The sequence below is a fragment of the Spirosoma jeollabukense genome (genome assembly GCF_054777855.1).
This window is the reverse complement of the sequence record NZ_BAAHAD010000014.1, coordinates 132597-158523: the sequence shown is the minus strand read 5'-3', so window position 1 is coordinate 158523 and position 25927 is coordinate 132597. Positions and strand designations below refer to the sequence as shown.

27 protein-coding genes are annotated in these 25927 nt (G+C 48.2%); 10 read left to right on the top strand and 17 right to left on the bottom strand.

The window, feature by feature from the left end; translation table 11 throughout:
- Positions 1 to 53: 53 nt before the first annotated feature.
- From ACYVEA_RS31035 to ACYVEA_RS31015, 5 genes are all read right to left on the bottom strand, one after another.
- Positions 54 to 1067, bottom strand: coding sequence for a GSCFA domain-containing protein (locus ACYVEA_RS31035; RefSeq protein WP_461117256.1), 1014 nt, complete (start codon positions 1065 to 1067; stop codon positions 54 to 56).
- Between the two features lie 207 nt (positions 1068 to 1274).
- Complete coding sequence (rplI, locus tag ACYVEA_RS31030) at positions 1275 to 1718, bottom strand: 50S ribosomal protein L9 (protein ID WP_093833557.1); 444 nt, start codon at positions 1716 to 1718, stop codon at positions 1275 to 1277.
- A 75-nt stretch (positions 1719 to 1793) separates the two neighbouring features.
- Positions 1794 to 2045 carry a 30S ribosomal protein S18 gene (gene rpsR / locus ACYVEA_RS31025; RefSeq protein ID WP_018620831.1) on the bottom strand — a complete coding sequence of 84 codons (252 nt, stop codon included), beginning with the start codon at positions 2043 to 2045 and terminating at the stop codon, positions 1794 to 1796.
- Positions 2046 to 2047: 2 nt separating this feature from the next.
- Complete coding sequence (gene rpsF, locus ACYVEA_RS31020) at positions 2048 to 2416, bottom strand: 30S ribosomal protein S6 (protein WP_093833559.1); 369 nt, start codon at positions 2414 to 2416, stop codon at positions 2048 to 2050.
- Positions 2417 to 2533: 117 nt separating this feature from the next.
- Complete coding sequence (locus tag ACYVEA_RS31015; RefSeq protein ID WP_461117255.1) at positions 2534 to 3475, bottom strand: hypothetical protein; 942 nt, start codon at positions 3473 to 3475, stop codon at positions 2534 to 2536.
- 191 nt (positions 3476 to 3666) lie between these two features.
- On the opposite strand from ACYVEA_RS31015, the gene ACYVEA_RS31010 reads away from it, so the two are divergent.
- The 5 genes from ACYVEA_RS31010 (at position 3667) to ACYVEA_RS30990 (ending at position 7266) form a co-directional block, all read left to right on the top strand.
- Complete coding sequence (locus ACYVEA_RS31010; RefSeq protein WP_461117254.1) at positions 3667 to 4326, top strand: YggS family pyridoxal phosphate-dependent enzyme; 660 nt, start codon at positions 3667 to 3669, stop codon at positions 4324 to 4326.
- A gap of 110 nt (positions 4327 to 4436) precedes the next feature.
- A complete protein-coding gene (locus ACYVEA_RS31005; protein WP_461117253.1) occupies positions 4437 to 4814 on the top strand; it encodes a DUF423 domain-containing protein in 378 nt (125 codons plus the stop codon).
- A gap of 107 nt (positions 4815 to 4921) precedes the next feature.
- Positions 4922 to 6517, top strand: coding sequence for a peptide chain release factor 3 (locus ACYVEA_RS31000; protein ID WP_461117252.1), 1596 nt, complete (start codon positions 4922 to 4924; stop codon positions 6515 to 6517).
- 100 nt (positions 6518 to 6617) lie between these two features.
- Positions 6618 to 6971, top strand: a complete 354-nt coding sequence (locus tag ACYVEA_RS30995; protein WP_461117251.1) for a hypothetical protein — start codon at positions 6618 to 6620, stop codon at positions 6969 to 6971.
- A 91-nt stretch (positions 6972 to 7062) separates the two neighbouring features.
- Positions 7063 to 7266 (top strand): hypothetical protein, encoded by a 204-nt coding sequence (locus tag ACYVEA_RS30990; RefSeq protein WP_461117250.1) that lies wholly within the window; start codon positions 7063 to 7065, stop codon positions 7264 to 7266.
- Positions 7267 to 7463: 197 nt separating this feature from the next.
- On the opposite strand, the gene ACYVEA_RS30985 is transcribed toward ACYVEA_RS30990, so the two are convergent.
- Together ACYVEA_RS30985 and ACYVEA_RS30980 are read right to left on the bottom strand one after the other, a co-directional pair.
- Positions 7464 to 8891, bottom strand: a complete 1428-nt coding sequence (locus ACYVEA_RS30985; RefSeq protein ID WP_461117249.1) for a sensor histidine kinase — start codon at positions 8889 to 8891, stop codon at positions 7464 to 7466.
- 101 nt (positions 8892 to 8992) lie between these two features.
- On the bottom strand, positions 8993 to 9670 hold the full coding sequence (locus ACYVEA_RS30980) for a response regulator (protein WP_177236753.1): 678 nt from the start codon (positions 9668 to 9670) through the stop codon (positions 8993 to 8995).
- Between the two features lie 103 nt (positions 9671 to 9773).
- Here ACYVEA_RS30980 and ACYVEA_RS30975 point away from each other — a divergent pair, with 103 nt between their 5' ends.
- Complete coding sequence (locus tag ACYVEA_RS30975) at positions 9774 to 9968, top strand: hypothetical protein (RefSeq protein WP_461117248.1); 195 nt, start codon at positions 9774 to 9776, stop codon at positions 9966 to 9968.
- Between the two features lie 174 nt (positions 9969 to 10142).
- Here ACYVEA_RS30975 and ACYVEA_RS30970 read toward each other — a convergent pair whose 3' ends face one another.
- The gene (locus ACYVEA_RS30970; protein WP_461117247.1) at positions 10143 to 13241 is read right to left on the bottom strand and encodes an efflux RND transporter permease subunit; all 3099 of its coding nucleotides are present in this window, start codon (positions 13239 to 13241) and stop codon (positions 10143 to 10145) included.
- 219 nt (positions 13242 to 13460) lie between these two features.
- Here ACYVEA_RS30970 and ACYVEA_RS30965 point away from each other — a divergent pair, with 219 nt between their 5' ends.
- The 3 genes from ACYVEA_RS30965 to ACYVEA_RS30955 all read left to right on the top strand — a co-directional run bounded on the left by ACYVEA_RS30965 (position 13461) and on the right by ACYVEA_RS30955 (position 18045).
- A complete protein-coding gene (locus ACYVEA_RS30965) occupies positions 13461 to 15320 on the top strand; it encodes a glycoside hydrolase family 2 protein (protein ID WP_461117246.1) in 1860 nt (619 codons plus the stop codon).
- 202 nt (positions 15321 to 15522) lie between these two features.
- Positions 15523 to 15729: a heavy-metal-associated domain-containing protein gene (locus ACYVEA_RS30960; protein ID WP_461117245.1), complete on the top strand. Its 207-nt coding sequence runs from the start codon at positions 15523 to 15525 to the stop codon at positions 15727 to 15729.
- Positions 15730 to 15738: 9 nt separating this feature from the next.
- Positions 15739 to 18045, top strand: a complete 2307-nt coding sequence (locus tag ACYVEA_RS30955) for a heavy metal translocating P-type ATPase (RefSeq protein ID WP_461117244.1) — start codon at positions 15739 to 15741, stop codon at positions 18043 to 18045.
- A 97-nt stretch (positions 18046 to 18142) separates the two neighbouring features.
- Here ACYVEA_RS30955 and ACYVEA_RS30950 read toward each other — a convergent pair whose 3' ends face one another.
- From ACYVEA_RS30950 to ACYVEA_RS30910, 9 genes are all read right to left on the bottom strand, one after another.
- Positions 18143 to 18700: a 50S ribosomal protein L25/general stress protein Ctc gene (locus ACYVEA_RS30950; protein WP_461117243.1), complete on the bottom strand. Its 558-nt coding sequence runs from the start codon at positions 18698 to 18700 to the stop codon at positions 18143 to 18145.
- Between the two features lie 69 nt (positions 18701 to 18769).
- Entirely contained in the window at positions 18770 to 19714 is a 945-nt protein-coding gene (locus ACYVEA_RS30945; RefSeq protein WP_461117273.1) for a ribose-phosphate pyrophosphokinase, read from the bottom strand.
- Between the two features lie 84 nt (positions 19715 to 19798).
- The gene (locus ACYVEA_RS30940; RefSeq protein WP_461117242.1) at positions 19799 to 20374 is read right to left on the bottom strand and encodes a phosphatase PAP2 family protein; all 576 of its coding nucleotides are present in this window, start codon (positions 20372 to 20374) and stop codon (positions 19799 to 19801) included.
- Positions 20358 to 21026 carry a Uma2 family endonuclease gene (locus tag ACYVEA_RS30935; protein ID WP_461117241.1) on the bottom strand — a complete coding sequence of 223 codons (669 nt, stop codon included), beginning with the start codon at positions 21024 to 21026 and terminating at the stop codon, positions 20358 to 20360. Before ACYVEA_RS30935 ends, ACYVEA_RS30940 begins: the two co-directional genes overlap by 17 nt.
- Positions 21027 to 21067: 41 nt before the next feature.
- Positions 21068 to 21982 carry a sugar phosphate isomerase/epimerase family protein gene (locus ACYVEA_RS30930; RefSeq protein WP_461117240.1) on the bottom strand — a complete coding sequence of 305 codons (915 nt, stop codon included), beginning with the start codon at positions 21980 to 21982 and terminating at the stop codon, positions 21068 to 21070.
- 63 nt (positions 21983 to 22045) lie between these two features.
- Positions 22046 to 22813 carry a deoxyribose-phosphate aldolase gene (gene deoC / locus ACYVEA_RS30925; protein WP_461117239.1) on the bottom strand — a complete coding sequence of 256 codons (768 nt, stop codon included), beginning with the start codon at positions 22811 to 22813 and terminating at the stop codon, positions 22046 to 22048.
- Between the two features lie 166 nt (positions 22814 to 22979).
- The gene (locus tag ACYVEA_RS30920) at positions 22980 to 23219 is read right to left on the bottom strand and encodes a response regulator transcription factor (RefSeq protein WP_093833591.1); all 240 of its coding nucleotides are present in this window, start codon (positions 23217 to 23219) and stop codon (positions 22980 to 22982) included.
- 167 nt (positions 23220 to 23386) lie between these two features.
- Positions 23387 to 24562, bottom strand: coding sequence for a tRNA 2-thiouridine(34) synthase MnmA (gene mnmA / locus ACYVEA_RS30915; protein ID WP_461117238.1), 1176 nt, complete (start codon positions 24560 to 24562; stop codon positions 23387 to 23389).
- 179 nt (positions 24563 to 24741) lie between these two features.
- Positions 24742 to 25218, bottom strand: a complete 477-nt coding sequence (locus tag ACYVEA_RS30910; RefSeq protein ID WP_461117237.1) for a cupin domain-containing protein — start codon at positions 25216 to 25218, stop codon at positions 24742 to 24744.
- Positions 25219 to 25368: 150 nt separating this feature from the next.
- Here ACYVEA_RS30910 and ACYVEA_RS30905 point away from each other — a divergent pair, with 150 nt between their 5' ends.
- Complete coding sequence (locus ACYVEA_RS30905) at positions 25369 to 25764, top strand: hypothetical protein (protein ID WP_461117236.1); 396 nt, start codon at positions 25369 to 25371, stop codon at positions 25762 to 25764.
- Positions 25765 to 25927: the final 163 nt, after the last annotated feature.

Sequence of the window (25927 nt, the reverse complement as noted above, 5' to 3'; positions counted from 1 at the left end):
GTATTGGCTAATCTGGAATGAAAATGCACCTTAAATGGACAAGGCTCCGGGAGTTATACGTTCTGCAACTCCGAAGGGCGCTGTGCACATTTTTCTAAACGGCTTCTAACGTCAGCCAGTTCCGTTGATACGTCAATACGAGTCGACAGGGCATCCAGTTGTGTCAACAAGTTGACTAGAAACTGCTGATGAGCCGGGCTGTTATCACCATAAAGTGGACGATGGGCCAGCGATTTACTGATTTGAGACCAATCGGTAATGAACTTACGAAGTTCGGGGTCAAAAGCGCTCTCCGTGAATTTTCCAAAAATATACGCCTGTGCCTGCGCATTGGGGTGTATCATATCGACTTCATAAAAGCGATAATCACGCAGATCGTCCATCATCAGTTCGTATGCTGGAAAATACGTAACCCAGTTATTCCAGATAGTCAACTCATGAGCAATGACCCGCAGGATGGATTTGCTGACACTATTAAGCGGAAGTGTATCGCGCGTGTGACGGACAGGGCTAACGGTGAGTACTACGTTCAATTTGGGATTGGCTTTGCGTAGCGTCTTTACTAAGCGTGTCAGTTCATCACGGAGATGATCAATGTTATACAGATATTTTTCAAACAGCGCGTTAGGCATTTTATGGCAATTAGCCACTACCTTGCCCGTTTCAATATGTCGGTAGACTATCGCCGAACCGAGTGTAAGGAGTAGAAAATCCGCCTTTCGAATGGCTTCGGCGGTTTGCGACAGGCAGTTCTCTAATTTGTTACGGAGTTCATCGCGGCTATTCGCCCAGAGTGATGAATGAAAGTCGTAATGAAACCAGACTCCCTCCCGCTCAATGTACCGTTTCTCATCTGGAGTGGTTCCATACAACGCCATCGTCAGCAAGGTTGCGATGGAAATTGGATTGAAGATCGTCCCGAATGGATTGTTCAGTACGCTTAGTTTATTATCAGTCAATCGACGCCCCATTACGTCGGCAAAGCACGAGCCAACCGTCACAATCTGGCTGTTCAGCCCAATGCGATGGGGGAGTGGTTCAGGCGAAAATTCGGTATGAAACTGCATACTTTATCAACAAAAAAACGGACCTAAAAAGTCCGTTTAGTGTAAAAGATTTTATAAGATAACTGGCTGATTATTAGTTAAATTAGGCTGTTTTTGTTTCTTGGCAAACTTGCTTAAAAGTAGATTGATCTTTCTGATATAAACATAAAAAACCGACTGGCTTCGTTTTAAAACGTGCCAGTCGGTTTGACTTGAAATCAGTAGGGCTTATTCGGCCGAAACGACTTCGAATTTCACTTTGTGCTTCACGTCCTTGTGCAGGTCAAGTGAAGCTTCATACGTACCAAGAACTTTTACGTCTTCAACCGTAATTTTCTTCCGGTCAATATCAAAGCCTTTCGTGCGTAGGGCATCGGCTACCTGCGTGTTTGTAACACGACCGAAGATTTTGCCACTGTCACCAGCTTTTGCCGGGATGGTCAGTACAGTATCACCAATTGCTTCCGCAATTGCTTGCGCGTCGCTTTTTAGTTTTTCGGCTTTGTGAGCTGCCTGGCGAATGTTTTCGGCAACGATCTTTTTATTTGAATCGGTTGCCATCATCGCAAATCCCTGTGGAATCAGGTAATTGCGGCCGTAACCTGGCTTCACAACAACAGTGTCGTTCTTATAGCCCAGGCCGGCGATATCGGTTTTTAAAATGATATTCATTTTTGGAAAGTCGTCAGTAAACAGTCGAACGTCGTTAGCCCTGTTGACTGACGACTTTCGACTAGTGACTAAAATTTATTTCAGTGAATCGCCTACGTAGGGCAGAATGGCCAGATGACGGGCACGCTTAACGGCCTGAGCCACTTTGCGCTGGTTTTTCAAGGTGGTGCCGGTTAAGCGACGGGGCAGAATTTTACCCTGTTCGTTCAACAATTTCAGCAGGAAGTTGCCGTCTTTGTAGTCGATATACTTAATACCGGCTTTCTTGAAACGGTCGTATTTTTTGCGGTTCTCGGTCTTCGAGACAGATTCGTTTTGCAGACTCATGATTACTTGCCTTCGTTTTCGGTTTGTTTTTTCTTACCCACTAAGCCATTCCGCTTGCGATCGTTGTAAGCAACAGCGTGCTTATCAAGCGAAACCGTCAGGTGACGGATGATGCGCTCGTCACGGAGATACTCGGTGTTGAGTTTCTCGATGATGGTGCCAGGGGCCTTAAACTCGAAGAGTTGGTAGTAACCCGTGTTCTTGTGCTGAATCGGATAGGCTAGCTTGCGCAGGCCCATGTGATCTTCGTGAACAAGCTCCGCACCGTTGTCGGTAAGCACTTTACGGAACTTGTCAACGGCGTCCTTCATCTGAATATCAGATAAAACGGGAGTTAAAATGAACACCGTTTCGTAGTTATTTGGAAACATTTTATTGTAATTGGTTTGAAATTAGGGCGCAAAGGTAGGAATAAAAATGCACGTAGCCAAGAGTATAGGGCAAAAACTGCCTACCTATGCTCCTGGCTACGTGCACGGCACCTTTTACTACTTTACCGTAAACTCACCTTCTCCAATGCGGAAGCCTTCACAGTAAACCTCAATACTATACTTCCCTTCGTTGAAACGCTGCCCACCCCGGCCATAAAAAAAATCAAGCCGCTGACGAGTATTGTCAAAGGTGAAACGCTGTTTGGCCGTGTAAATCATCCCCTGATTGTTGTACGTAAACTCTCCGGAGCCTGTTGCCATGTCTGATATCACCGCACCGGTCGGATCGAGAACGCGTATGTATAATTCTTTTTCGTCCTTTTTGGCTAACCCATTGGGAGCCAGCAGAACCGAAACATGAATCTTGTCGAGCTTCTTACTTTTGTAGGTGCCACCGTCACTTTCTTTTCCCTTGGCGTTAACAGCGTTAACGGTGACCGCTTCGGCCCTGAGTGCGGCCGCTATAGTAACTTTTTCAGCTAATTCCTGATTTTTTACTGAAACCGACATGACTGAATCGCTCAAACTCTGGCGTTCGGTCTTTAACGTACTATTTTCATTCGTTAACGAGTCATTGCGCACGGTCAGGATGCCATTCTCTTCTTTCAGACGGGCAATTTCTTCGTCTTTCTGAGCCAGCAGGTTCTGATATTCTTTAATTTTTCGGTTATACTTTTTACTGTCAAACGCACTGACATTTCTAAGCTCTTTCTTATCAATCTCCAGTTGTGCCTTTATTTTCATCAATGAATCGACACTGCCGCCTAGTTTCTGAATTTCGGCAATTTTAGCATCTAACTGGGTCGAAATAGAGTCAAGCTGGGTTTTGGCAATCAATACCTCCTCTGTTTTGGCCGCAATAGTAGCATCTTTAGTTTTATTATCCTGCCGTTCCTGGTAATAGAAATAGAGAAGCAGTACGTTCAGGGCGGCCAGGATCAATAGGGCTGCCAGTAGGTAACTGCGGCTGTTGTTGCGGGGTTGGGGTCTAGGTTCCATTGGGGTCATATCCTACGTGGATGAGTTTCAGTTTAATCGTTACCAAAACCAAAGCAGCCAACTAATTATTGTGCTGTTCTGAGGCTTTCTAATGAATTTTGGCCAAAAACTACGTGTTTCTGCGAAGTTCTCAAACCTATCTTTGCAGAATCTTAATAAATGGGCGGAATACGTTCACAATTTACTTTACTATGATTGCTGATACAATTCGCCGGATTGAGCGTGAATTACAAGGTAAGGCCAAACTGATTGCCGTTACCAAAACGAAACCTGTCGAATTACTACGTGAAGCCTACGATGCGGGTGCCCGGCGGTTTGGTGAAAATAAAGTGCAGGAAATGGTTGACAAACAACCACAGCTTCCTGCCGATGTTCAATGGCATTTGATTGGTCATTTACAGAGTAACAAAGTTAAGTACATTGCCCCATTTGTGGCTTTGATCCATTCGGTAGACAGCCTGAAGCTCCTACAGGAAATCAACAAACAGGCTGCCAAACAGAATCGTATTATTGACTGCCTGTTGCAAATCTATATTGCCGATGAGGAAACAAAATTCGGTTTAGCGCCCGAAGAAGCTGAAGCCCTACTTAACGCTCCGGAAGTAGATGATCTGCAACATGTTCGTCTGGTAGGTCTGATGGGCTTAGCAACAAATACGGACGATGAAGCGCAAATTCGGCAGGAGTTTCGCGGACTGAAGCAGCTATATGATCGTCTGGCTCAAATTCAGCACCCTATTGTTCAGTTTCACGAGTTGTCCATGGGCATGAGTGGGGATTATCATATCGCTGTTGAAGAGGGCAGTACATTGGTTCGGGTTGGGAGTGCTATTTTTGGCGCCAGAGCTTAGCTGTCTTCTGTCTTGCTGGAACGTCGGCCCGCTGTTGAAGGAAGCATCTTCAATAGCTATCAATTAATCTGATCCGAAGATGCTTCCTTCGTCAGTATGACAACAGAGATATGAAATTCTTTATTCAATCAGGTGCTGTTTTAGGCTTGTTGGGCGTTGGGCTCGGCGCGTTTGGGGCTCATGCCTTACGGACGATGCTCGATGCATCGGGACGGGCTGCTACGTTCGAAACCGCTGTTAAATATCAATTTTATCATGCGTTAGCCCTTATACTGGTTGGCTTGTTGATGCACGTATTTGCCAGTAATTCAACGATTGTTAAGTTGCTGGGTTGGTCAGGATACTCACTTCTGGGCGGCACATTGATTTTTTCGGGCTCGCTCTATATACTGTGTTTCACCGGTATTACATGGCTGGGGGCCATTACACCCTTAGGTGGCCTGGCCATGATTGCAGGCTGGGCCTTGCTCTTTTGGGCGTTCGTTTAAAATGATGAATTATGAATGATAAATGAGGGGCTAGCAACTCCCTGTCCTCATTTATCATTCATAATTCATCATTCAATTCGTATCTTTGTGATCTGATTCTGAGAATAATGCAAACGAATATCCAGGCAGAAACCGCCCGTCGGCGGACGTTCGCCATCATTAGTCACCCGGATGCCGGGAAAACTACATTAACTGAAAAATTGCTGCTGTTTGGGGGCGCTATCCAGACGGCTGGTGCGGTTAAATCCAATAAAATCAAGAAGTCTGCTACGTCAGATTTTATGGAAATTGAAAAGCAACGGGGTATCTCTGTCGCTACGTCGGTCATGACGTTTGAATACGATCACTTGAAAGTCAATATCCTCGATACGCCTGGTCACAAGGACTTTGCAGAGGATACGTACCGCACCCTGACGGCTGTAGACAGTGTTATTCTGGTAATTGACTGCGTAAAAGGGGTTGAAGAGCAAACCGAACGGTTGATGGAAGTTTGCCGGATGCGCGATACCCCCGTTATTATTTTTATCAATAAACTTGACCGCGAAGGCCGTGATCCGTTCGATCTTCTGGACGAACTGGAGGAGAAATTAAACATCCGCGTCCGGCCGATGACCTGGCCCGTCAATATGGGTTCTGAGTTTAAAGGGGTATATAACCTGATCGAGAAAAAGTTATATTTCTTTAAAGTCAATAAAACCAAAGTTGAGGACGACGTACTATCCATTGAGCTGGCCGATGGTTTGCTTGATGAGAAAGTGGGCGCGCGCGATGCGGCTCAACTTCGGGAGGACGTTGAATTGATCGAGGGCATATATGATCCGTTCGACCGGCAGACGTATTTAGATGGTAAGCTGGCTCCCGTATTTTTCGGGTCGGCGGTCAATAATTTCGGGGTGAAAGAATTGCTCGATGGATTTTGCCAGATTTCGCCTGAACCCATCGCTCGCCCGACGGATAAGCGTGAAGTCTTCCCCGGCGAGAAAAACTTTACTGGTTTTGTTTTCAAGATCCACGCTAACCTGGATCCGCGCCACCGCGACCGTATTGCGTTTTTGCGTATCTGTTCGGGGGTGTTTGAACGTAACAAGTTCTACCACCACACACGCCTGGATAAAAACGTGCGGTTTGCCAGCCCGTTCAGTTTTATGGCCGACAGCAAGAGCGTGCTCGAAGAAGGATTTCCTGGCGACGTAGTGGGTCTTTACGACACCGGTACGTTCAAAATTGGCGATACGCTTACGGAAGGTGAGGAGTTGCAATTTCAGGGAATTCCGAGCTTTTCGCCCGAAATCTTCAAGGAACTTGTCAACCTGGACCCCATGAAAGCGAAGCAACTCGATAAGGGCATTCAACAATTGACCGATGAAGGTGTTGCTCAGTTATTTACACTTGAGTTAGGGAATCGCAAGATCGTTGGTACGGTTGGCGAACTGCAATTTGAAGTTATTCAATACCGGCTGGAAAACGAATACGGCGCTAAATGTCGCTGGGTGCCGTTGAATTACACAAAAGCCTGCTGGATAACGGCCGAAAATCCGGCTAAGCTAGCGGAGTTTATTCGATTAAAGGGCAACCAGATTGCCTACGACAAAGATCAGAATCCAGTCTTTCTGGCTGAATCCGATTGGATGCTACGTATGAATCAGCAAAATAACCCCGACGTTACATTCCACCTAACATCAGAGTTTAAGGTGGCTGCCTAAGGGTCGACATACACTTTTAATTAATTCTTACGCTTTCACAAAACTACTTGGAGGCAGGTGGGTTGTTATGGGTATTACTCACGTTAAACGACGACTACCCATGACTAACTCACTTGCGACCCTTGCCCTTGTTTGCCTGCTGGCCGGTTCGGCCGTTGCTCAACAGAAGCCAGCTAAATCCACTACGTCAAAGAAATCCTCGGGTAGTAAAGCCGGGACAATGTCTCCTACTGATGCTGTCCGGTCAAGCCCATCGGCAGCCGATACGCACGATGGAACGAATGGAGTTTCGACAGGTACTGGCGGAGGAGGAACCGGTTTAACAAACGATCAGAGTCAGGCTGCCGCTAATCCGACAAATAATGGCCCAACCAAAGTCGATGCAAACAGCAGCGTAAAAACTGGTGCATCATCCGTAAAAGGCAAGAAGAGATACCCTAAGTCAAACAGCTAGCGCACAAATTGATTTAATATAAGTTTAATAACTATTTGGTAGAAGCCTGGTTCTATACACTAAATAATAAGCTCATAAACCAGATAGACTAATGAAAAACTTACTAATTGCTGCTGTTGCCATCCTATTGATGAACAGTGCTGCCTTTGCTCAGGATGATACCAAACAGGCACACAAAGACATGAAGAAGGAAGCGAAGGCAATGAAGAAAGAAGCCAAGAAGGAAGGTAATGATATGAAAGCCGATTCTGCAAAGGCGATGAAAAAGATGCATAAAAGCATGAAGAATAGCTAGAGCATTAACTGACAGGCGACACTAGACACGCTTGCCTGGCTGACCTAGAAAGCGCCTGACGTAACGTGAACCGAACGAAAGTAATTTAGTCGTTCGCACGTTTGTCAGGCGCTTTTACAATGGCTTTTGCTCCGTGAATGCTGTTCATTGATGCGATCCAATCGAAGCTGCTAAATCCGCCAACCGCTTGAGGTTACTTAGAAATCTGCGTCCGATTTAAGGTCAGATTTTTTAGAACTATACTCAGCGTTTAGATCAGTTGAAGAGCGATAGGGGATAGGCAGTGTTATTCGGAACGTAGTGCCTTGTCCAACAACAGACTCAACGGTAATCTGCCCTTTGTGCAATTCAATGATACGTTGGGTCAGTGTGAGGCCAATGCCATGACCCTTTATAGTCATGGTTGTCTCGGAGCGATAGAAAGGCTCGAAAATATGCGGCAGGTCGGTCGCTGGAATTCCATAACCGTGATCGCTGAAGGTAAGCTGTACTTGGCCACGCTCAAATGAAATAAGCACCGATACGCGCCCATCGGCTGAGTACTTACATCCATTCTCCATAAGGTTCTGAAACGCGGTCTGGAGCAGCGATTCTTCTCCCACAATGACTAGTTCCTCTTCGTGATGCGGTAGGTTGTCAAAATCAATGTCAATCTGGTATTCCGGTTTTTTCTGGATAAGTTGACTTTGGGCCTGCCACAATAATTCGTCGATTCGAACCGGCTGATAATGAACAGTTGCTACGTCGGAGCTGGCACGGGCTAATTCAAGCAGACCGTTCACAAGGCGAATCATACTTTTGACTTCGTCGAGTAACCCATCCAGCGATACTTCGTATTCGTCGTTTGAACGATTCAGCAGGCGGGTTACTTCAATTTGCCCCATCATCACGGTGAGAGGTGTACGCAATTCGTGTGATGCATGGGAGACAAAACTTTTCTGTAGCACAAAGGCTTCTTCGAGCCGGGTAAGCAACGCGTTAAAGGTGCGGGCCAGATCGGCCAGTTCATCCCGCTGCCGACCTACCCGCAGTCGTTCGTGGATATTTGTTGCCGAAATAGCATTTACCTGCGCAATGAGTTCAGCCACGGGCCTGAGGGCATCCGTAGCAAAAAGATAACCTGCAATGCCAACGATAATCAGGCTCAGCAGCCAACTGGAAAATAAGATCTCGCGTAGACGAACCAGTTTACTAAAGCCGTATCGGTCATTTCCCGATGCAATAATATACAACGATTCGCCCCGCGAATTAATGTGAAGAACACCAACCGCTTCGATGTCGCCGGATCGAATGTATTGCGGTTGCCGAAGGGTGATTTTGCGTAGGAAATCTGACGGAATTCTGAAACGAGACTGCTGCTTGTCCCGCTTCTGATTATAAATTACCACACCCCGACTGTTGTAAATCGTGACCTGCTCATCGACAATCACGGGTAAGTCTGCCTGGGGCACTACACCCACATCTTCGCGGAGCCGCACCGTAGTGAAGGCTTTGTCTTCTAGGCGTTGCTCAAACTCCTGTTGCCTGAACTGCTCATAGAGATAGTATACCGTAACTGTAAAAAGCAGCATGATTGACGCAACCAGGAGCACAAACAGCAGCGTCAGGCGGGTACGGATATTCATAATAAAATTAAGGTATAAGTCGTAAGGCAAAAGTACCTAATACACAATTTATATACTCGCGTCAGCCACTTGCGCCTTACGACTTATACCTTAACGGATATCTATTCTTCCTTCAGCATATACCCCATTCCAATGACCGTATGAATGAGTTTCTGAGGAAAATCTTTGTCAATTTTCTTTCTCAGAAAATTGACATATACATCAATAACGTTGGTACCGGTGTCGAAATGAATATCCCAGACTTTCTCGGCAATATCTACCCGCGACACGACGCGACCTCTGTTGCGCATAAAATATTCCAGCAGGCCAAATTCTTTGGCTGTTAATTCAATTCGTTTGTCACCCCTGCGCGCTATTTTTTCGTTGAGGTCTAGTTCGAGGTCGGCTACTTTCAGTACGTTCGCCTGCATACCGGCTTCGCTACTACGTTTCGTAAGCGCGCGCAGCCGGGCCATCAACTCCCTGAACTCAAATGGCTTGACCAAATAATCATCCGCGCCGGCTTCAAATCCCGTGAGTTTATCATCTACGGAACCCATAGCTGTAAGCATCAGTACCGGTGTTCGGTTTTTCTCCTGCCGAATGGATTGGACAACATCAAAGCCGTTCATTTTGGGCAGATTTATGTCCATTATAATCACATCATAGAGATTATTAAGGGCCATTGTACGGCCAACTTGTCCGTCGAAGGCTACATCCACTTCACAGGATTGTTCCTCCAAACCTTTCCTAACAAACGAGGCCAATTTGGGCTCATCTTCTACCACCAGAATCTTCATATCGGCAACATACATAGCTCTTGTCTAATTTAAAAACTACAGAATGAATTATTAGTTTACAGAGGCTGCTATGTACTCCGGCGGGTCTCACAAAACCGTGCAAGTGGAACACATATTCCTTCGGTTGGATGAAGGTCGGGGCGGCATATTAAAAGGACTTGAAAACAGCATTAAAAGTGAGTTAAACCAGGAATTTGCCGTTTTAAAAGGGGAAAACAAAAAAGCCGCTCCGAAAATCGGGGCGGCTTTCCGCTTCTATCCACACCATTTCAAGACCGGCAACCGGGCGGTCACCTGATCTTGATGTTCAACCTTCCCTTTGTAAAGGATCTTTATGCTAAACTAGCAATGTCTTGTCAAGAACAACCGAAAAAACGTGGCTCTTGTTTGATAATGCAAATGTTGCAAATCTTTTTTAATATAACGGTATTAAAAAGCTAAAATTATCTGGCGTATCAAAAAAGCGTATTTACTAGATCTCGCTAAACTTTTGTTTGTAGAAAACATAGAAAATAAGCGGGAACACGAACAGCGTAAGTAAGGTAGCCGTGATCAGTCCACCAATTACTACGATGGCTAATGGCTTAGCTGTTTCGGAACCAATTCCGTGCGAGATAGCGGCCGGAATCAGGCCGATACCCGCCATCATGGCCGTCATCACTACCGGCCTGATCCTGGAGATAACGCCCTCTCGTATGGATTCGTTGAGCGGTATGCCACCCCGCAGATTTTTCTTAAAGACGGAGATCAAAATTACACCGTTCTGAATACAAATACCAAACAGGGCAATGAAGCCGATACCCGCCGAAATACTGAAATTGACATGTGTGATGAGCAGCGCGGCAATACCGCCGATAATCGCAAATGGTACGTTAAATAGCACCAGTCCGGCATCTTTTACATTTCCGAACAACACGAAAAGAATGAAAAATATAGCCAGTAAACTAATTGGGACTACCTGCACCAGACGAGCGGTGGCTCGTTGCTGATTCTCGAAATCGCCCGCCCATTTCACCGTATAACCCGACGGGAGTTTAACATTTGCCTGCACTTTCTGTTGGGCTTCGGCAACAGCGCTACCCATGTCGCGTCCCCGAACCGAAAACTTAACTGCCCCATACCGTTGACTGGCTTCCCGGAAGATCAGAACGGGTCCCGTTTGGGTATATACGCGGGCGATCTCTTTAATCGGAATCATGGTGCCCGCTTCGGTAGGAACCATCAACTGGCTGATCTGCTGCTCGCTGGAGCGAAACGGCCGATCGTAACGAATGCGCAGGTCAAATTTACGCTCACCTTCATAAATCTGGGTGGCTGCTTTACCGCCAATGGCCATCTCGATCACGGCTTCCGCATCGTTTTTGTTGATGCCATAAAGCGCTAACTTCCGATCGTCCAGCTCAATACGCATCTCGGGCTGGCCGGTCGTGCGAATTACGCCCAAGTCCTCAATACCCTGAACAGTGGCCAGTTGTTTTTGAATCTCGCCCGCTTTGCCCTCCAGAATAGTCTGATCCGGACCATAAATCTTAACGGCAATGGAGCCTTTTACCCCAGAAACAGCCTCTTCGACGTTGTCCATAATGGGCTGCGAGAAACCGAAATTTACACCCGGAAAGATTTGAAGTTTTTCCTGCATCTTCTCCACTAATTCCTCTTTGGTCATGTGACTTTTCCATTCATCCTGCGGGTAGATGTCTACCAGGAACTCAATGTTATAAAAGCCCGTAGGGTCAGTTCCGTCGTTTGGTCGGCCGGTTTGTGAGATAACGCCTTTCACTTCCGGGAACTCCTCAAAAATATGGCGCATCTGCACGGTTTGCTTCACCGATTCGGGTAGTGAAATACTCATGGGCATGGTGGCCCTTACGTAAATGGAACCCTCGTTTAATTCGGGCAGGAACTCGGTACCCAGCAAGGTAAAGCCCGACAAGCCAACGGCCACCAGCACAGCCGTAAAGACCAGACTCATCTTTTTGTGTGCGTAGGTGAAATTGAACGTCTTTGTGGCATACTTGGTCACTACGTTCACAAAGGGGTTGTGCTTCTCCCGAACGTTCTTTTTGAGCAGGATGCTGGCCAATACCGGCACGAGTGTCAGGGTGAAAATCAGGGCACCGAGCAGCGCAAAACCGAGTGTCCAGGCTAAGGGCGAAAACATCTTTCCTTCCACTTTCTGGAACGAGAAAATCGGCACCAAACACGTAATGATGATGAGTTTGGAGAAGAAAATTGCCTTGCCCATTTCGGTGCCGGTCTTGCGCAGAATCCCTAGTTTGGCTAATTTGTTGAACTTCGCCATACCCTGCTGATGGGCCATTTCGTCGAGGGTTACGAAAATACCCTCCACCATCACAACAGCGCCGTCTACGATGATGCCAAAGTCAATGGCACCCATCGATAGCAAATTGGCCGACATACCTTTGAGCCGTAAACAAATAAACGCGAACAATAAGGCCAGCGGAATAACGATAGACACCGTAACGGTGGTGCGCCAATCAGCCATGAACAGAAAGACGATCACGGTTACGAATACGATCCCTTCGATAAGGTTGTGCGTAACCGTGTGCGTGGAAAAATTAATGAGCGTTTCGCGGTTGTAGAACGTATTAATCTCTACATCGCTCGGCAAAATGCTTGTATTCAGCTCATTAATTTTGGCCTTCACCCGTTCGATTACCTCGCTCGGATTCTCGCCTTTCCGCATGATCACAATACACTCCACCACATCGTCCTCCTTGTTGCGGCCTGCCTGACCAAGCCGGGGCAGTGCCGATTCGGATACCTGCGCGACATTGTGCACCGTGATGGGCGTTCCCTTAATGTTTTTGATGATTATGTTCTGTATATCCTGCTGGTTACGTAGCAAACCAATACCCCGCACTACGTAGGATTCGGAATTTTTCTCAATCACGTCGCCCCCCACGTTTACATTGGAACTGGCTACGGCCTGATACAGTTGTAAAGGAGTAATGTTATAGTCGATGAGTCGACGGGGATCAACCGAAATCTCGTAGGTTTTGACCTCCCCCCCGAAACTTACTACGTCAGCTACCCCCGATACGCTCTTCAACTGGCGGTCGATAACCCAGTCCTGCAACGTTTTCAGTTCGCGGGCCGTACGGGTTGGCGATTGAAGCGTATAGCGAAAAATCTCTCCCGTAGGGCCATAAGGCGGCTGAACGTCAGGTCGGATGCCCTCGGGTAATTCGACGCCGTTGAGCAGATTGTTGACCTGCTGGCGGGCAAATATGTCGTCGACCCCATCATCAAACAACACCTTCACGACCGACAGGCCAAAAATGGATGTTGACCGAATGTCTGTACGCTTCTGAACGGGGTTGAGGCCAATCTCGATGGGTATGGTCACGAACTTTTCAATCTCCTCTGCCGATCGGCCAGGCCATTGCGTAATGAGCGTAATTTGCGTATTGGTGACGTCAGGAAACGCTTCGATGGGTGTGTTTTGATAACTAATAACACCTGCTACGACCGATAAAGCTGTGAGGAAAAAGATGAAAAATTTGTTCTTGAGGGAGAACGATAAGATACTCTTAATGAATTTATTCATACCGACGACGGCGCACGTATTTTTAAGTACACAAAAGTGTTGCTCACAACTTAAATCGGGCTTAATCTCTGGTTAAAAGAGAGTTAAATCGCTCGAACTGCTTTTATGCGTAATATGCACGTAGTGGGAATGACTAAAGTGCCCTTTTTAACAGTTACTAAGGGTAATGGGTATACTAGATATACCACTGATTTTTAGCGATTACCTGTCTCAAGCGTTATGACTGAAATACAATCAAATTTTGGCTTTTCAAGCAGCAAAGAAGAAACGGCTGCTCCAGAAGAACTTATTAATCCCTTACCCAGAGCCGTTTTACGCCCAAACCAGCATTGGCTGCTCGATGGCGAATGGCAATTTTCGCTTGATGCCAACGATTCGGGTCTACACGAGCGATGGTATCTGGGGCACCCATACGAAGGAACTGCCCAGTGGCCTGGTTCAATAGAAGCCCATATGGCGCAGGCTAAAGGGCAACTTAATCCCGTAATCTGGCAAGACAAGGTAATTGCCTGGTATGAGCGGGAATTTGACCTCCCGGAACGTAGTGAACCACTGGCCCGATCGATCATCCAGCTCACATTTGGTGCCTGTGGTTACGAAACCCGTGTATGGCTGAATGGCCACCCACTCAGTACGATTGAGGGTGAAGACGTGCATTTAGGTGAATACACGTCTTTTTCCTACGAACTGACCGATGAGTACCTTCGCCCGGTTAATCGGCTGACGGTACGTATCGCCGATACAATGGACGCCGAAACGCCACGCGGAAAGCAGGAGTCTCACGTCTATAAACGAGGTGGCATCTGGTACCAGACCTACACGGGTGCCGTGCGCTCGGTCTGGCTCGAAACGGTAGAACGGAATCGATTACGATCACGGGTGGGTGTTGCCAGCACGATTGAAGATCACCTGTTGCGGTTTACCTTAACCACGCGTATTCACGATCCTGGCAACTACGTGCTGCGGCTTCAGGTGTTTGATCGAAAAGCAACAGAGTCAACGCCACCGCTGGCCACCTCCGATTTTCCGCTACGTCTGGAAGCCGGGCAGAAGCAGCAGCGTGTCTCGCTTGAAGCGCCGGGTACGGAGCTTTGGTCGCCCGAAACCCCGGTTCGGTATCGGCTCGTTGCCCAACTCATTGATGCCGAAGGACACATAGCGCAGATTGAAACCCAGTTCGGATTGCGTAAGATTGAAGCGAGAGGCCGATTCGTATATCTTAATAACAAGCCCATTTATCTGGACGGGATTTTGTATCAGCCGGGCACGGCAACCTACGAAGAGATGAAGCGGCATATGCAGGCTATGAAGGAACTGGGCTGCAATTTAGTCCGGGTTCATATTGCCGGTATTGATCCCCGTATCTACAATCTGGCCGATAAATTAGGGCTTTTGCTTTGGGTGGAAGTGCCCAGTCCGCACAGTTCTACGGCACGTAGTCGCCGGAATCACCAGGCTGAATTATTGCGAATGCTGGCGCTGATCGGCACCCATCCATCCGTTATTATCTGGAGCCTCTACAACGAAGACTGGGGCGCGCAGGATATCGCGACGAATCCCGAAACCCGCGAGTACGTCATGAACATGTATCATTTTATGCAACTGGCTTACCCACAGTTTCTGGTGGTGGATAATGATGGCTGGCAACATGTTTCCTATGAAGGTCGACTCAAATCTGATTTGTTAACGGCTCATTTATATACACCAGATCTGGCGCATTGGCAATCGCTACTTGATCGATTGGTGGCGGGTGACCTGGATACTGTAGCCGCCTTTCCCCTCGTAGTGGGCGATCCGTTTTTTTACCGCCGACAGGTTCCGCTGATCGTTAGTGAGTGGGGTGGTTTTGGCTTTGCCAACTATGGTGGTCCCCAGGAGTCCGAAGACCGCGCGGAACGGATTCGGCTGTTTAAGCAGGAAATGCGAAAACGGTCGATTGCGGGGGACGTTTATACGCAGGCGACTAACATCGAAGAGGAACGCAATGGCCTGATAGATCCACAAACAGGGACCTTAACGGTGCCCGCTGGCCTGTTGGCGTCGGGTGGGTATCCTCAGGAATCCGGATCGCCATTATAAAAAAGCAGGACTTTCGCACCGAGCCGTGCCACGGTTGGATTAACCGTACTTAGGAACCACGGTCCGCCGTTGCGGTGGCACGGCTCGGTGCGAAAGTCCTAAAACTTGTCGCACAATTCTGTTACGTTCAACGGTAATTCTGTAAGCGTAACCAGGGGCTGGCTGGCGACATTTGTAGTGAACTAATAAACAGTTAAAATCAATGGAAACGCTGAAATTCAAAACCAATATAAAATGTGGTGCCTGTATCGCCACCGTAACGCCATTTCTGAACGAAGCTGTTGGCGAAGGCCATTGGCAGGTTGACATTCAGGACCCCGGTAAAATACTGACCGTAGATTCCAGCAGTGCCGCTGTTGTCAGGCAGGCCATCGAAAAGGCCGGTTACAAAGCGGAGCCTTTAAACTAGGGAGACGTCATGGCTACGAGCACAATTGATCCTTCACCCGCGATTCGTCCCAACAAAACGGCGAAGGGTGGATCTGCGGCTGAAGTTAGAAAGACATATCCCGTGCTGGAAATGTCCTGTGCGGCCTGTGCCGTCAGTGTTGAGTCCACCTTGAAACACACACCAGGGGTCAGCGACGCGGGTGTAAATTATGCCAACCAGTCGGCCTGGGTACAGTTTGACCCAAAAGTAGTAAACCCGATTGACCTTCAAAATGCCGTTCGCTCGGCCGGGTACGACATGGTGGTTGACGTCGAAGACCCGCAGGCGGTGCAGGCGGAAGCCCAGCAGCAACGTAGTGAATCGATCAGACAACGGACCATTTGGGCCTCGATCCTGTCACTACCAGTTGTTATTATCGGTATGTTTCTGATGGATCTTCCCTATGCAAACTGGATCATGATGGGGCTATCGGCTCCGGTTGTGTTTGGGCTGGGTCGGTCGTTCTTTGTCAATGCCTGGAAACAGGCGCGTCATAGAAAAGCCAATATGGACACGCTGGTGGCCTTAAGCACCGGCATTGCGTTTCTGTTCAGCGCCTTTAATACAGTAAATCCAGCGTTCTGGCACCAGCGAGGTCTGCATCCGCACGTCTATTTTGAAGCGGCTTCGGTGGTTGTCACCTTCATTTTACTTGGTAAACTGCTGGAAGAACGGGCTAAATCGAACACATCGTCGGCTATCAAGAAACTGATGAGCCTGCAACCCAAAACGGTACATCTCGTTGAAGGAACTACGGAGCGTGAGCTTCCTATCACATCGGTGCAGATCGGAAATTTGTTGCTGGTACGTCCTGGTGAGAAAATTCCGGTTGACGGTCGTGTTGAGTCCGGTCAGTCGTTCGTGGACGAGAGCATGATCAGCGGAGAGCCGGTTCCTGTTGAAAAACTGGCTGGCACCACCGTTTTCGCGGGGACGATTAATCAGAAAGGGAGCTTCCGATTTCGGGCTGAAAAAGTAGGTGCCGATACGTTGCTGGCCCAAATCATTCGTACCGTGCAGGAAGCGCAGGGTAGTAAAGCCCCGGTGCAGCAACTGGTCGACCGGATTGCGGGCGTCTTTGTTCCCGTAGTGCTGGGGATTGCGTTGCTGACCTTTGTTGTCTGGCTACTGTTTGGGTCCTATTTAGTGCCCGGTTCCGATCCGTTTACGACGGCTCTTATGACGTCGGTAACGGTGCTGGTCATTGCCTGCCCCTGCGCGCTGGGGTTGGCCACGCCAACCGCCATTATGGTCGGGGTGGGAAAAGGAGCAGAGAACAATATCCTCATTAAAGATGCTGAAGGGCTTGAGATCGCTCATAAAGTGAATGCGGTTGTGCTGGATAAAACGGGCACCATCACGCTGGGAAAACCCGCTGTGACAGACTTGCGATGGACCGTATCTGGTAATGAGAGCGCGCAATGGCAATCGATACTCTACACAATGGAAGCCCAGTCGGAACATCCCCTGGCTGAGGCTGTAACGACGTATCTTGCTGGTAGCCAGCCACTCCGTCTGGATGCATTTGACAGTATAACAGGCAGAGGGATTATGGCTCGTTATGAGACTGAAACATATTATGCTGGCAACCGAAACCTACTTTCCGAACATCAGATTTTATTGCCGATCGATCTGGACAAATTAGCGGCTCAATGGCAAAGCGAAGCGAAAACAGTTGTATTTTTTGCCCGTCAAAAAGTAGATCAACCGGATGACATATTGGCGATAATTGCCATCGCTGACCCGATCAAAGCTGGTTCAAAACAAGCGATTGAGACGCTAAAAAAGCGTGGCCTTGACGTTTATATGCTCACGGGCGACAACGCTCAAACGGCTGCAGCCGTAGCCAGCCAGGTTGGTTTGAATACCTATCAGGCCGAAACGATGCCCGGTGATAAAGCTGATTTCGTGAAAGGATTGCAGGCAAATGGAAAGATCGTAGCTATGATTGGCGACGGTATTAACGACTCGCAAGCACTGGCGCAGGCTGACCTGAGTATCGCTATGGGAAAAGGCTCCGACATTGCTATGGACGTAGCCCGAATGACGCTTATTACGTCTGATCTGAACAGCGTACCCAGGGCGCTTCAACTCTCAAGGCAAACTGTTCGGGTCATCCGCCAGAATTTGTTCTGGGCGTTCATTTACAACTTGATCGGTATTCCTCTCGCAGCAGGCGTACTGTATCCTGCATTTGGTTTTTTACTAAATCCAATGGTCGCTGGGGCCGCCATGGCACTTAGCTCGGTATCGGTAGTGAGTAACAGCTTGCGACTGCGTGGTATGAAGTTATGAATCTGGTCAGTAGGCTGCTCATAAAAATACCCCGCCAACTTCTTGGTAGGGTATTTTTATGGTCTATTAGCTTTAAAAAACGTCCAGTACGTTTTTATTATTTACCACGGAGTGCACGTGGTATTTCGATGCTGGCTACTGGGTTCGAAGCGGCTTCGAGCAGCTCGATATTTTTAACCTGAATCTGACCAACGCGAACGGATTTGCCCAGGTCAAGATTTGATACGTCAATATCAATAAAATCAGGGATGTTTTCAACGGTACCTTTCACCCGCAGTTTCCGAACACGCGTTACCAGCTTACCGCCTTTTTGTACGCCAGGAGCCGTTCCGAGCAAACGAACAGGAACCGCAATTTTGATGGGCTTCTGATCCGTAATCAGCAGAAAGTCAGCGTGCAACAGAACGTCGCTTACTGGGTGAAATTGCGCTTCCTGGAGAACAGCCCGGTATTCAGCTCCCTCAATGTTCAGAGCCACTTCAAAAATATTGGGTGTATACAGTAAGTCGCGGAACAGGATCGCTGGTGCATAAAAATGCACTTGTTCCTGACCACCGTACAATACGCACGGAACATTACCCTCGGCCCGAATCGCTTGTGATTCCGTGCGGCCGAGATTCGCTCGTTGATACCCTACAATCTCGATTTTTTTCATGTTATGTTTTGCCAACTGTCCATAGTCAGCCGAAAAATATGAATGATACCCGGACATGGACGCCCGGTACTACAATTGTTTTATAAACAGAGAACTAATAGATTCATGATCACGAATGCGGCCAATGGCTTTGGCAAATAATTCGGCCACCGACAACACTCTAATTTTATCGTTAGATTGCTTTAATGGCAGGGTATCAGCCACAACCAGCTCATCCAACACCGAATTGGCGATGTTTTCATGCGCCTTCCCCGACATGATCGGATGCGTACAAACAGCCCGAACGGATAAAGCACCTTTGTCCAGAATAATCTGGGCGGCTTTGGCCATCGTACCACCCGTGTCGATCAAATCGTCCACCAGTACTACGTTAGCCCCTTCAACGTCGCCAATAACCTGCATCGACGCAATCTCGTTGGCCCGTTTGCGGTGTTTGTCGCAGAGCACAATGTCGGCGTTGAAATGCTTCGCGAACGTTCGGGCCCGGTTGGCACCGCCCACATCCGGCGAGGCAACTACCAGATTTTCCAGGTTCAGGCTCTTGATATACGGCACAAAAACCGATGTTCCTTCCAGATGATCTACCGGGAAATCGAAAAATCCCTGAATTTGTCCCGCATGGAGGTCAATCGTCATCAGTCTGTCAGCACCGGATGCAGCCAGCATATTAGCGACCAGCTTCGCAGCAATCGACACGCGCGGCTTGTCTTTCCGATCCTGACGGGCGTAGCCAAAGTACGGAATGACGACGGTGACGTAGTGGGCCGACGCTCGGCGAGCGGCATCCACCATCAGCAACAGTTCCAGCAGATTATCACCCGGAGGGGGGGTCGATTGAATCAAAAATACATCACAACCCCGAACCGATTCCTCAAAACTCGGCGACATCTCCCCATCACTAAACCGTCGGCAGGTGTATCCGCCTAAGTCTTTGCCATAGTAATGGGCAATTTTTTCGGCCAGATACGTAGATTGAGTGCCAGAAAAAATCTTAACCGGGTTAAACGATGCCATGAGTGCCGCACAAATTTTCCGCAAAGGTACGGAAAAAATGGGCAGTTTGCTCCCTGTTCGTCAATGTTTCGCACATGAGTACGATTAATGATCACTCGAAACAGACGAACGTCGCCTTATTTTTTGATAAACAGCTACGCAAAAAAAGGCCGCTAAGACCCCAACACCTGTTCCGGCCAATACGTCGAGTGGGTAATGGGCAGCTACGTAGATGCGACTGTACGATACAACAGCGGCCCATAAAAAACCCCATCTTAGCCAGCGATACTGCTTGCCAAGCAATAACCAAAGAGTAGTTGCCAGCGCAAACGTAGTGGCTGCGTGTGATGACACGAATCCATATTGACCACCACACTCCATGACTGGATGCATTACTTTTTGAATAGCCGCCGTATGACAGGGCCGTAGCCGGTGGGTGAGGGGTTTAAAGACAGATGAAGAAAGTTGATCACCCACAGCTACAGCCGCAATGATGGTGAGTATAAGGCCGGCAGCTTGTCGGCGATGTGTATATATTAACCACCCGACCAGCAGTGCGTAAAATGGTATCCAGGTGTTACGTTCCGTGATCCCGATCATGATTGGATCGAGCCAGGGTGTGTAGCGACCATTGAGCCACAGGAAAAGATCGGTATCGAGTTCGTTAAGCGTTTGTAGCACGGGTATTCATAACCACTTTGTGGTATATATCCTTCATTGAAATGGTAAACTCGCCGATGCTGACCGCCATGTCGAGCGTATCATAATCTTCATTGAGCCAGTGGCGACTATCCTGTTGTTTGGTATACATCGAAACAAAATGTACGCCTTGTTCAATGTAAATAATATACTGTACGGATTCGAGTTGTTTGTAGCAGCGTAGCTTAACGTGCCTATTTTCCCGATACGTTGAGTCGGAATGGACTTCAACCAGCAGATATGGGTTTGTAATGCCTGACTCCTGACCCTTACGGGGTAAGAGTTGACTCTCTTCGCTCATGACCAGCACATCGGGCTTGACGGCTAATTCGCAGGCTGGTACGTATACCAATTTATTGCTGCCCATTACGCGGGTGTTCGGCAGGTCGTAGAATACTGCTCGTAGTGTACTTATAACATTCGCTACAATTGTCTCGTGTCTGTCGCTTGCCATGCCAATCTGTGCTCGTATCTGCCCGTTTATATACTCGATGTCGTACTCAACCGGAAATGGTTCTTCGCCCAATTCATCCAGTACGTTCCAGTATTCATCTAGCGAAGCGGCAATAAAGACCACTGCTTCATTTTTCAGCCGTTCGGTAATCTGTTCTGCTAGAGGGGCAGTCACGACCATAGTTGTGTTTTTGATGAATATACGAAAAAAATCTGATTAGGTTACAACACCAAAAACTGGCTCAGGTAATTCCGGGCGGTCAGAATGGCGGTTTGCACATCGTCGGGGCTGCCTTCGAATGCTTTGTCTTCAACTTCAATGCAAACCGGACCCCGGTAGCGAACATCGGTAAGCGCTGTGAAAAACTCCCGCCAGCGAACATCGCCCAGGCCCGGAAGTTTGGGGGAATGGTATTCCAATGGATTCGCCATGATTCCCACCTGGTTCAACTTATCGCGATAGAGCTTAACGTCTTTCAGGTGAATGTGATGCAGGCGATCCCGGTAATCGTAAATGGGCTTCACTTCGTCCATTATCTGCCAGATGAGGTGGCTGGGATCGTAATTTAGACCCAACGCCCGCGACGGAATAATGTCGAACATCCGATCCCAGATGGCGGGCGTAGTGGCCAGGTTCTTGCCGCCGGGCCATTCATCGTTTGTGAACCACATGGGGCAGTTTTCGATGCCAATCTTTACATTACACTCCTCGGCCACTTTCACGATGGCGGGCCAGTGTTCAGCGTATTGCTTCAGATTATCGGTGATGTTCAGGGAGGGATTACGGCCGATGAACGTATTGACAACAGGGACGCCCAGTTTTGCCGCAGCCCGGATGAGTTTCTTGATATGTTCGCGGTAGAATTCGGCTTGTTCCGGGTTTGGATCGAGAGGATTCGGATAATAACCCAGCCCCGAAATCGACACATGGTAGAGCCGCGTCAGCGTGTGAATCTGGTCAACATTCAGGTTGTCAACGTCTATGTGGGTTACGCCGGCATACCGACGGGCATCGGCGTTTCCGCTGGGCCAGCACATCAGTTCAACGCATTTGAATTTGTGTTCAGACGCAAAACGTAAGACCCCATTCAGGTCATAATCAGCCAGGATGGCCGACACAAAGCCGAGATTGAGCATTTCTCAATAATGATGAATTATGAATGATAAATGATGTATAGATCGGCGAATCATTGATACGTTTCAATATTCATTCGATCCGCCACTGATTGGAGTTAATAAACTTGGGACCACATGGCCGAATCGGTGATAAGCCTCGGTCATAATAGCCACGGTTGCCGACGTGCCAACTCGGGTGACCCCTGTTTTTTTTACACGCAGCAACTCATCCAGGGTACGAATGCCACCCGATGCTTTGACCTGAACCCTTGGCCCTATGTATTTACGCATTAGCTCCAGGTCGTGTTTGGTAGCCCCAACGTAATCATAGGTACCTCCCGGCCCTTTCACAAAGCCAAAACCCGTTGAGGTCTTTACAAACTCGACACCGACGTCTGTGCAGATGTCGCAGAGTCGAATTTTGAGCGAATCGGTAGGAAGGAAATCAGTCTCGAAAATTACTTTCAGGATGGCGCTCTCGGCCCGGCACGTTTCGTGAACAGCCTGGATTTCAGCCTTCACATACGCCCAGTCCTCACTCAGTACCTTGCCAATAGTAACAACCATATCAATCTCGACAGCTCCATCGCGGCAAGCCTGAATAGTTTCGGCTACTTTAAGGCTGATCGAGTTTGAACCATGCGGGAAACCAATGACTGTCCCGACCAATACGTCAGAGCCAGCTAAGTGTTCGGACGCCATCGAAACGGCATAGGGTTTGATGCAAACCGATGCTACGTTATAGGTCAGAGCCAGTTCGCAACCCGCACGAAGTTCTGCATCCGTTAGTGTAGGATGCAACAGCGCGTGGTCAATTAGTTTGGCAATCTCGCGAATAGGGGTCGGGATCATATGCGTATAAAAAACAGCTAGCAAGATAAGGAATTGTGCCGGAAAGCTGATTTTTAAACCTGTTGCGCGATTACACGATTACATTCGGAGTGTCATGAACAAAGAATCCTGATTATATACTCCGGCTACGAGGTATGTAATCAGGATTCTTTGTTCATGACGCCGTTTACAACACAACTAACCCCACTTTGACCGCCCACAACGCCAGCCCAACCCGACTTTTGACGTGTACTCTTCCGAAAAGCGATTCGCGGTAGCCGTCGACAGTACGGGGACTGACATTCATTTGGTCAGCAATCTGGACATAGGTTAATTCGGAACAGGCTAACTGAATAAACCGAAATTCCCGTTGATTAAGTTTGATGGGGTCCGGGTTGCGGACAGAGGAAAGAGAGAGGCTGTTCATGGTATGGGTGAATTAGAGCTAACTGTCTGTAAGTAAGCAAATAACCACACGCCTGCCAAAAGAACTGAGTAAACGGTAAATAACCCCGGAATAGGCAACGATACGTTGTCCATTTCGGGGTTATCGGTATACAAGTGAACCTTCGTAACGACCTGGTGCTCTTGGTATTAGTTACCTAGTTCAACGGTAGTTGTTGATCGATTCCGATCGGCAAAATGGTCGATTTGTGGACCATCGGCCTGACGGAAACTTTTCATAATCCAACCACCACCAATTACATCGTCGCCTTCGTAAAACACGGCTGCCTGACCGGGTGCAATGGCTGAAACACCTTCCTGAAAAAGTACTTCGATTGTATTGCCCTGTTGCGAAATCGTTGCTGGGGTGCCTGGGTCTTTGTAGCGCACTTTCGTGACGGTTTCCAATGGACCGGTAAGCTGATCGTACTTTTGCAGGTTCAGCTTGCTGACAATCATGCCGTCCCGGAATAGATCCTTATCTACGCCCAATACAACTTCGTTCGTGTCTTTTCGAATTTCGGTCACGAACATGGGTTGGCCAAAAGCCATACCCAAGCCTTTTCGTTGGCCAATGGTATAAAAAGGATAGCCTTGATGCTTGCCCATAATTTTACCGGTGCCTTCCATCACGAAATTCCCTCCGGCAACGTCGGCTTCCAGACCCGGCATGCGTCGTTTCAGAAAACCACGATAGTCGTTGTCCGGTACGAAACAGATTTCGTAGGATTCCGATTTGGTGACTAATTCCATGAAACCGCGCTCTTTGGCCATTTCCCGGATTTCTGATTTTCGCAAGTGACCAAGTGGTAATTTCGTCCGGCTTAAACTCGCCTGCGAAACGCCCCACAATACGTACGATTGATCTTTTAATGTATCAATACCTTTCGAAAGCACAAATCTGCCAGTTGCTTCCTCCCGAATATGGGCGTAGTGTCCGGTTGCAATCGATTCACAGTCAAGCCGATCAGCCCGCCGGAGCAGCGCATCCCATTTGATGTGGGTATTGCACATAACGCAGGGGTTTGGTGTCCGGCCTTCGAGGTATTCACCCGTGAAATGATCGATAACGGCATCCCCAAATTCCTCCCGGATATCTAGAATATAGTGTGGGAAACCAAGGCTTACGGCAATGTTGCGGGCATCGTTGATGCTATCCAGGCTGCAACAGCCGGTTTCTTTTTTTGTGCCTCCCGAAGACGCATAGTCCCAGGTTTTCATGGTCATGCCAATGACCTCGTAGCCCTCTTCATGCAGCATAACCGCTGCCAGTGAGGAATCAATGCCGCCACTCATAGCGACCAGAATGCGTCCGTGCTTGCTCATTTTGCGATCTGCGAGGGTTCAAAGCCCTCCGATTTAATGTGTCGGTAAAATTACCCAATAGTAGGCCAACAATTGACAGGGCTCGATTGGTTTCCGGAGAGTTTATTCGGGACTGGATAAAAAATAAACCCGTAGATCACAGTGACCTACGGGTTTAACCAGTTGCTTCATAGGCTGATTTATACAAACTGCGCACCGAAACGGCTAGTCAGGCGTGAAACCAATTGGGCTACTACGTCGGCGGGTGGTGGGCCTTGCGGAGCTTGTAAATTAATCGGTTCGTCGGCAATTGGCTGACTGAACTCCAAAAAGAAGTTGACGAAATCGCCGGGCGTAATGACACTAAGCATCCGGGCTTTATCCGTCTGGATAGTAAACTGGTGCTCAATATTACGCGGAGCGAATACGGCCTGCCCAACTTTACCATCGATTAAAGTATCGCCAATCTCGAACTGTACGCGGCCGTCAATGATGTAAAACGTTTCATCTTCGCGGGTGTGAAGGTGCCTGGGTGGCTCACTGCCTTTGGGTAAGGTAATATCAATGATGGCGAGACTGCCATCGGTTTGCTGGGGTGAAACAAGTACCCGAAAAAAGCCGCCCTGATAGGCGCGTAGCCCATTAATCTGGGTTAATGTGGATTGTTCGGCTAGCATTTGTTTGTTGGTTAATGAGGGGTTTTTAAAGAGAGGCTGTCTGTTTGTGTTTGTCGTTTACGTGGGCAAAGATGAGAGCTATAGGGGACAGGGAAAATGCTTACTTATTTGAAGTGCGGTTTTCCTTATCTGAATTGTATGGATGGCAGTATGAGTCGATTCCGTACGCTGGTTAATACCTTCGCTTCCCCTATCTTTGGAATATTACACACGTACCAACAGGCGATGTACCCATCGAAACCAACGTTCGACTATTCATTTGTCCACGAAGATGACATGAGCGTTTATGGTCCCAAAGACCATCAGCGCATCATCAGTAAGCTCAACACTCGCTTGGGCATGCTTTACTACGTTGAGGGGACAATTCAATTGGAGCCTTTTCCAGAAACCATGATTGACGAGACCAGAGCCAGCCGTAACGACGGACCGCCCGTCCCTGATTTATTGCTGTACGATAACGAAACCGGCGAAAGCCCGATCATTGTAGAGGTTTGTCATCTGGAAGGCTTGAAGCTCGATTTGAAGAAAGTAGCTCGCCCTGATTGATGAAGAAAATTACGGTATTCTGGAAGGGTTCGTGTACAACTATAAAGCACGGGAATGGCACCAGTATCGTAAAGGATCTGGCTGGGTTATGGACACGCCGTCTTACTCCAGTGTGCTGAACCTGGATTAGGATGCGTTTTTATAAGAGAGGCTGACGCATGGA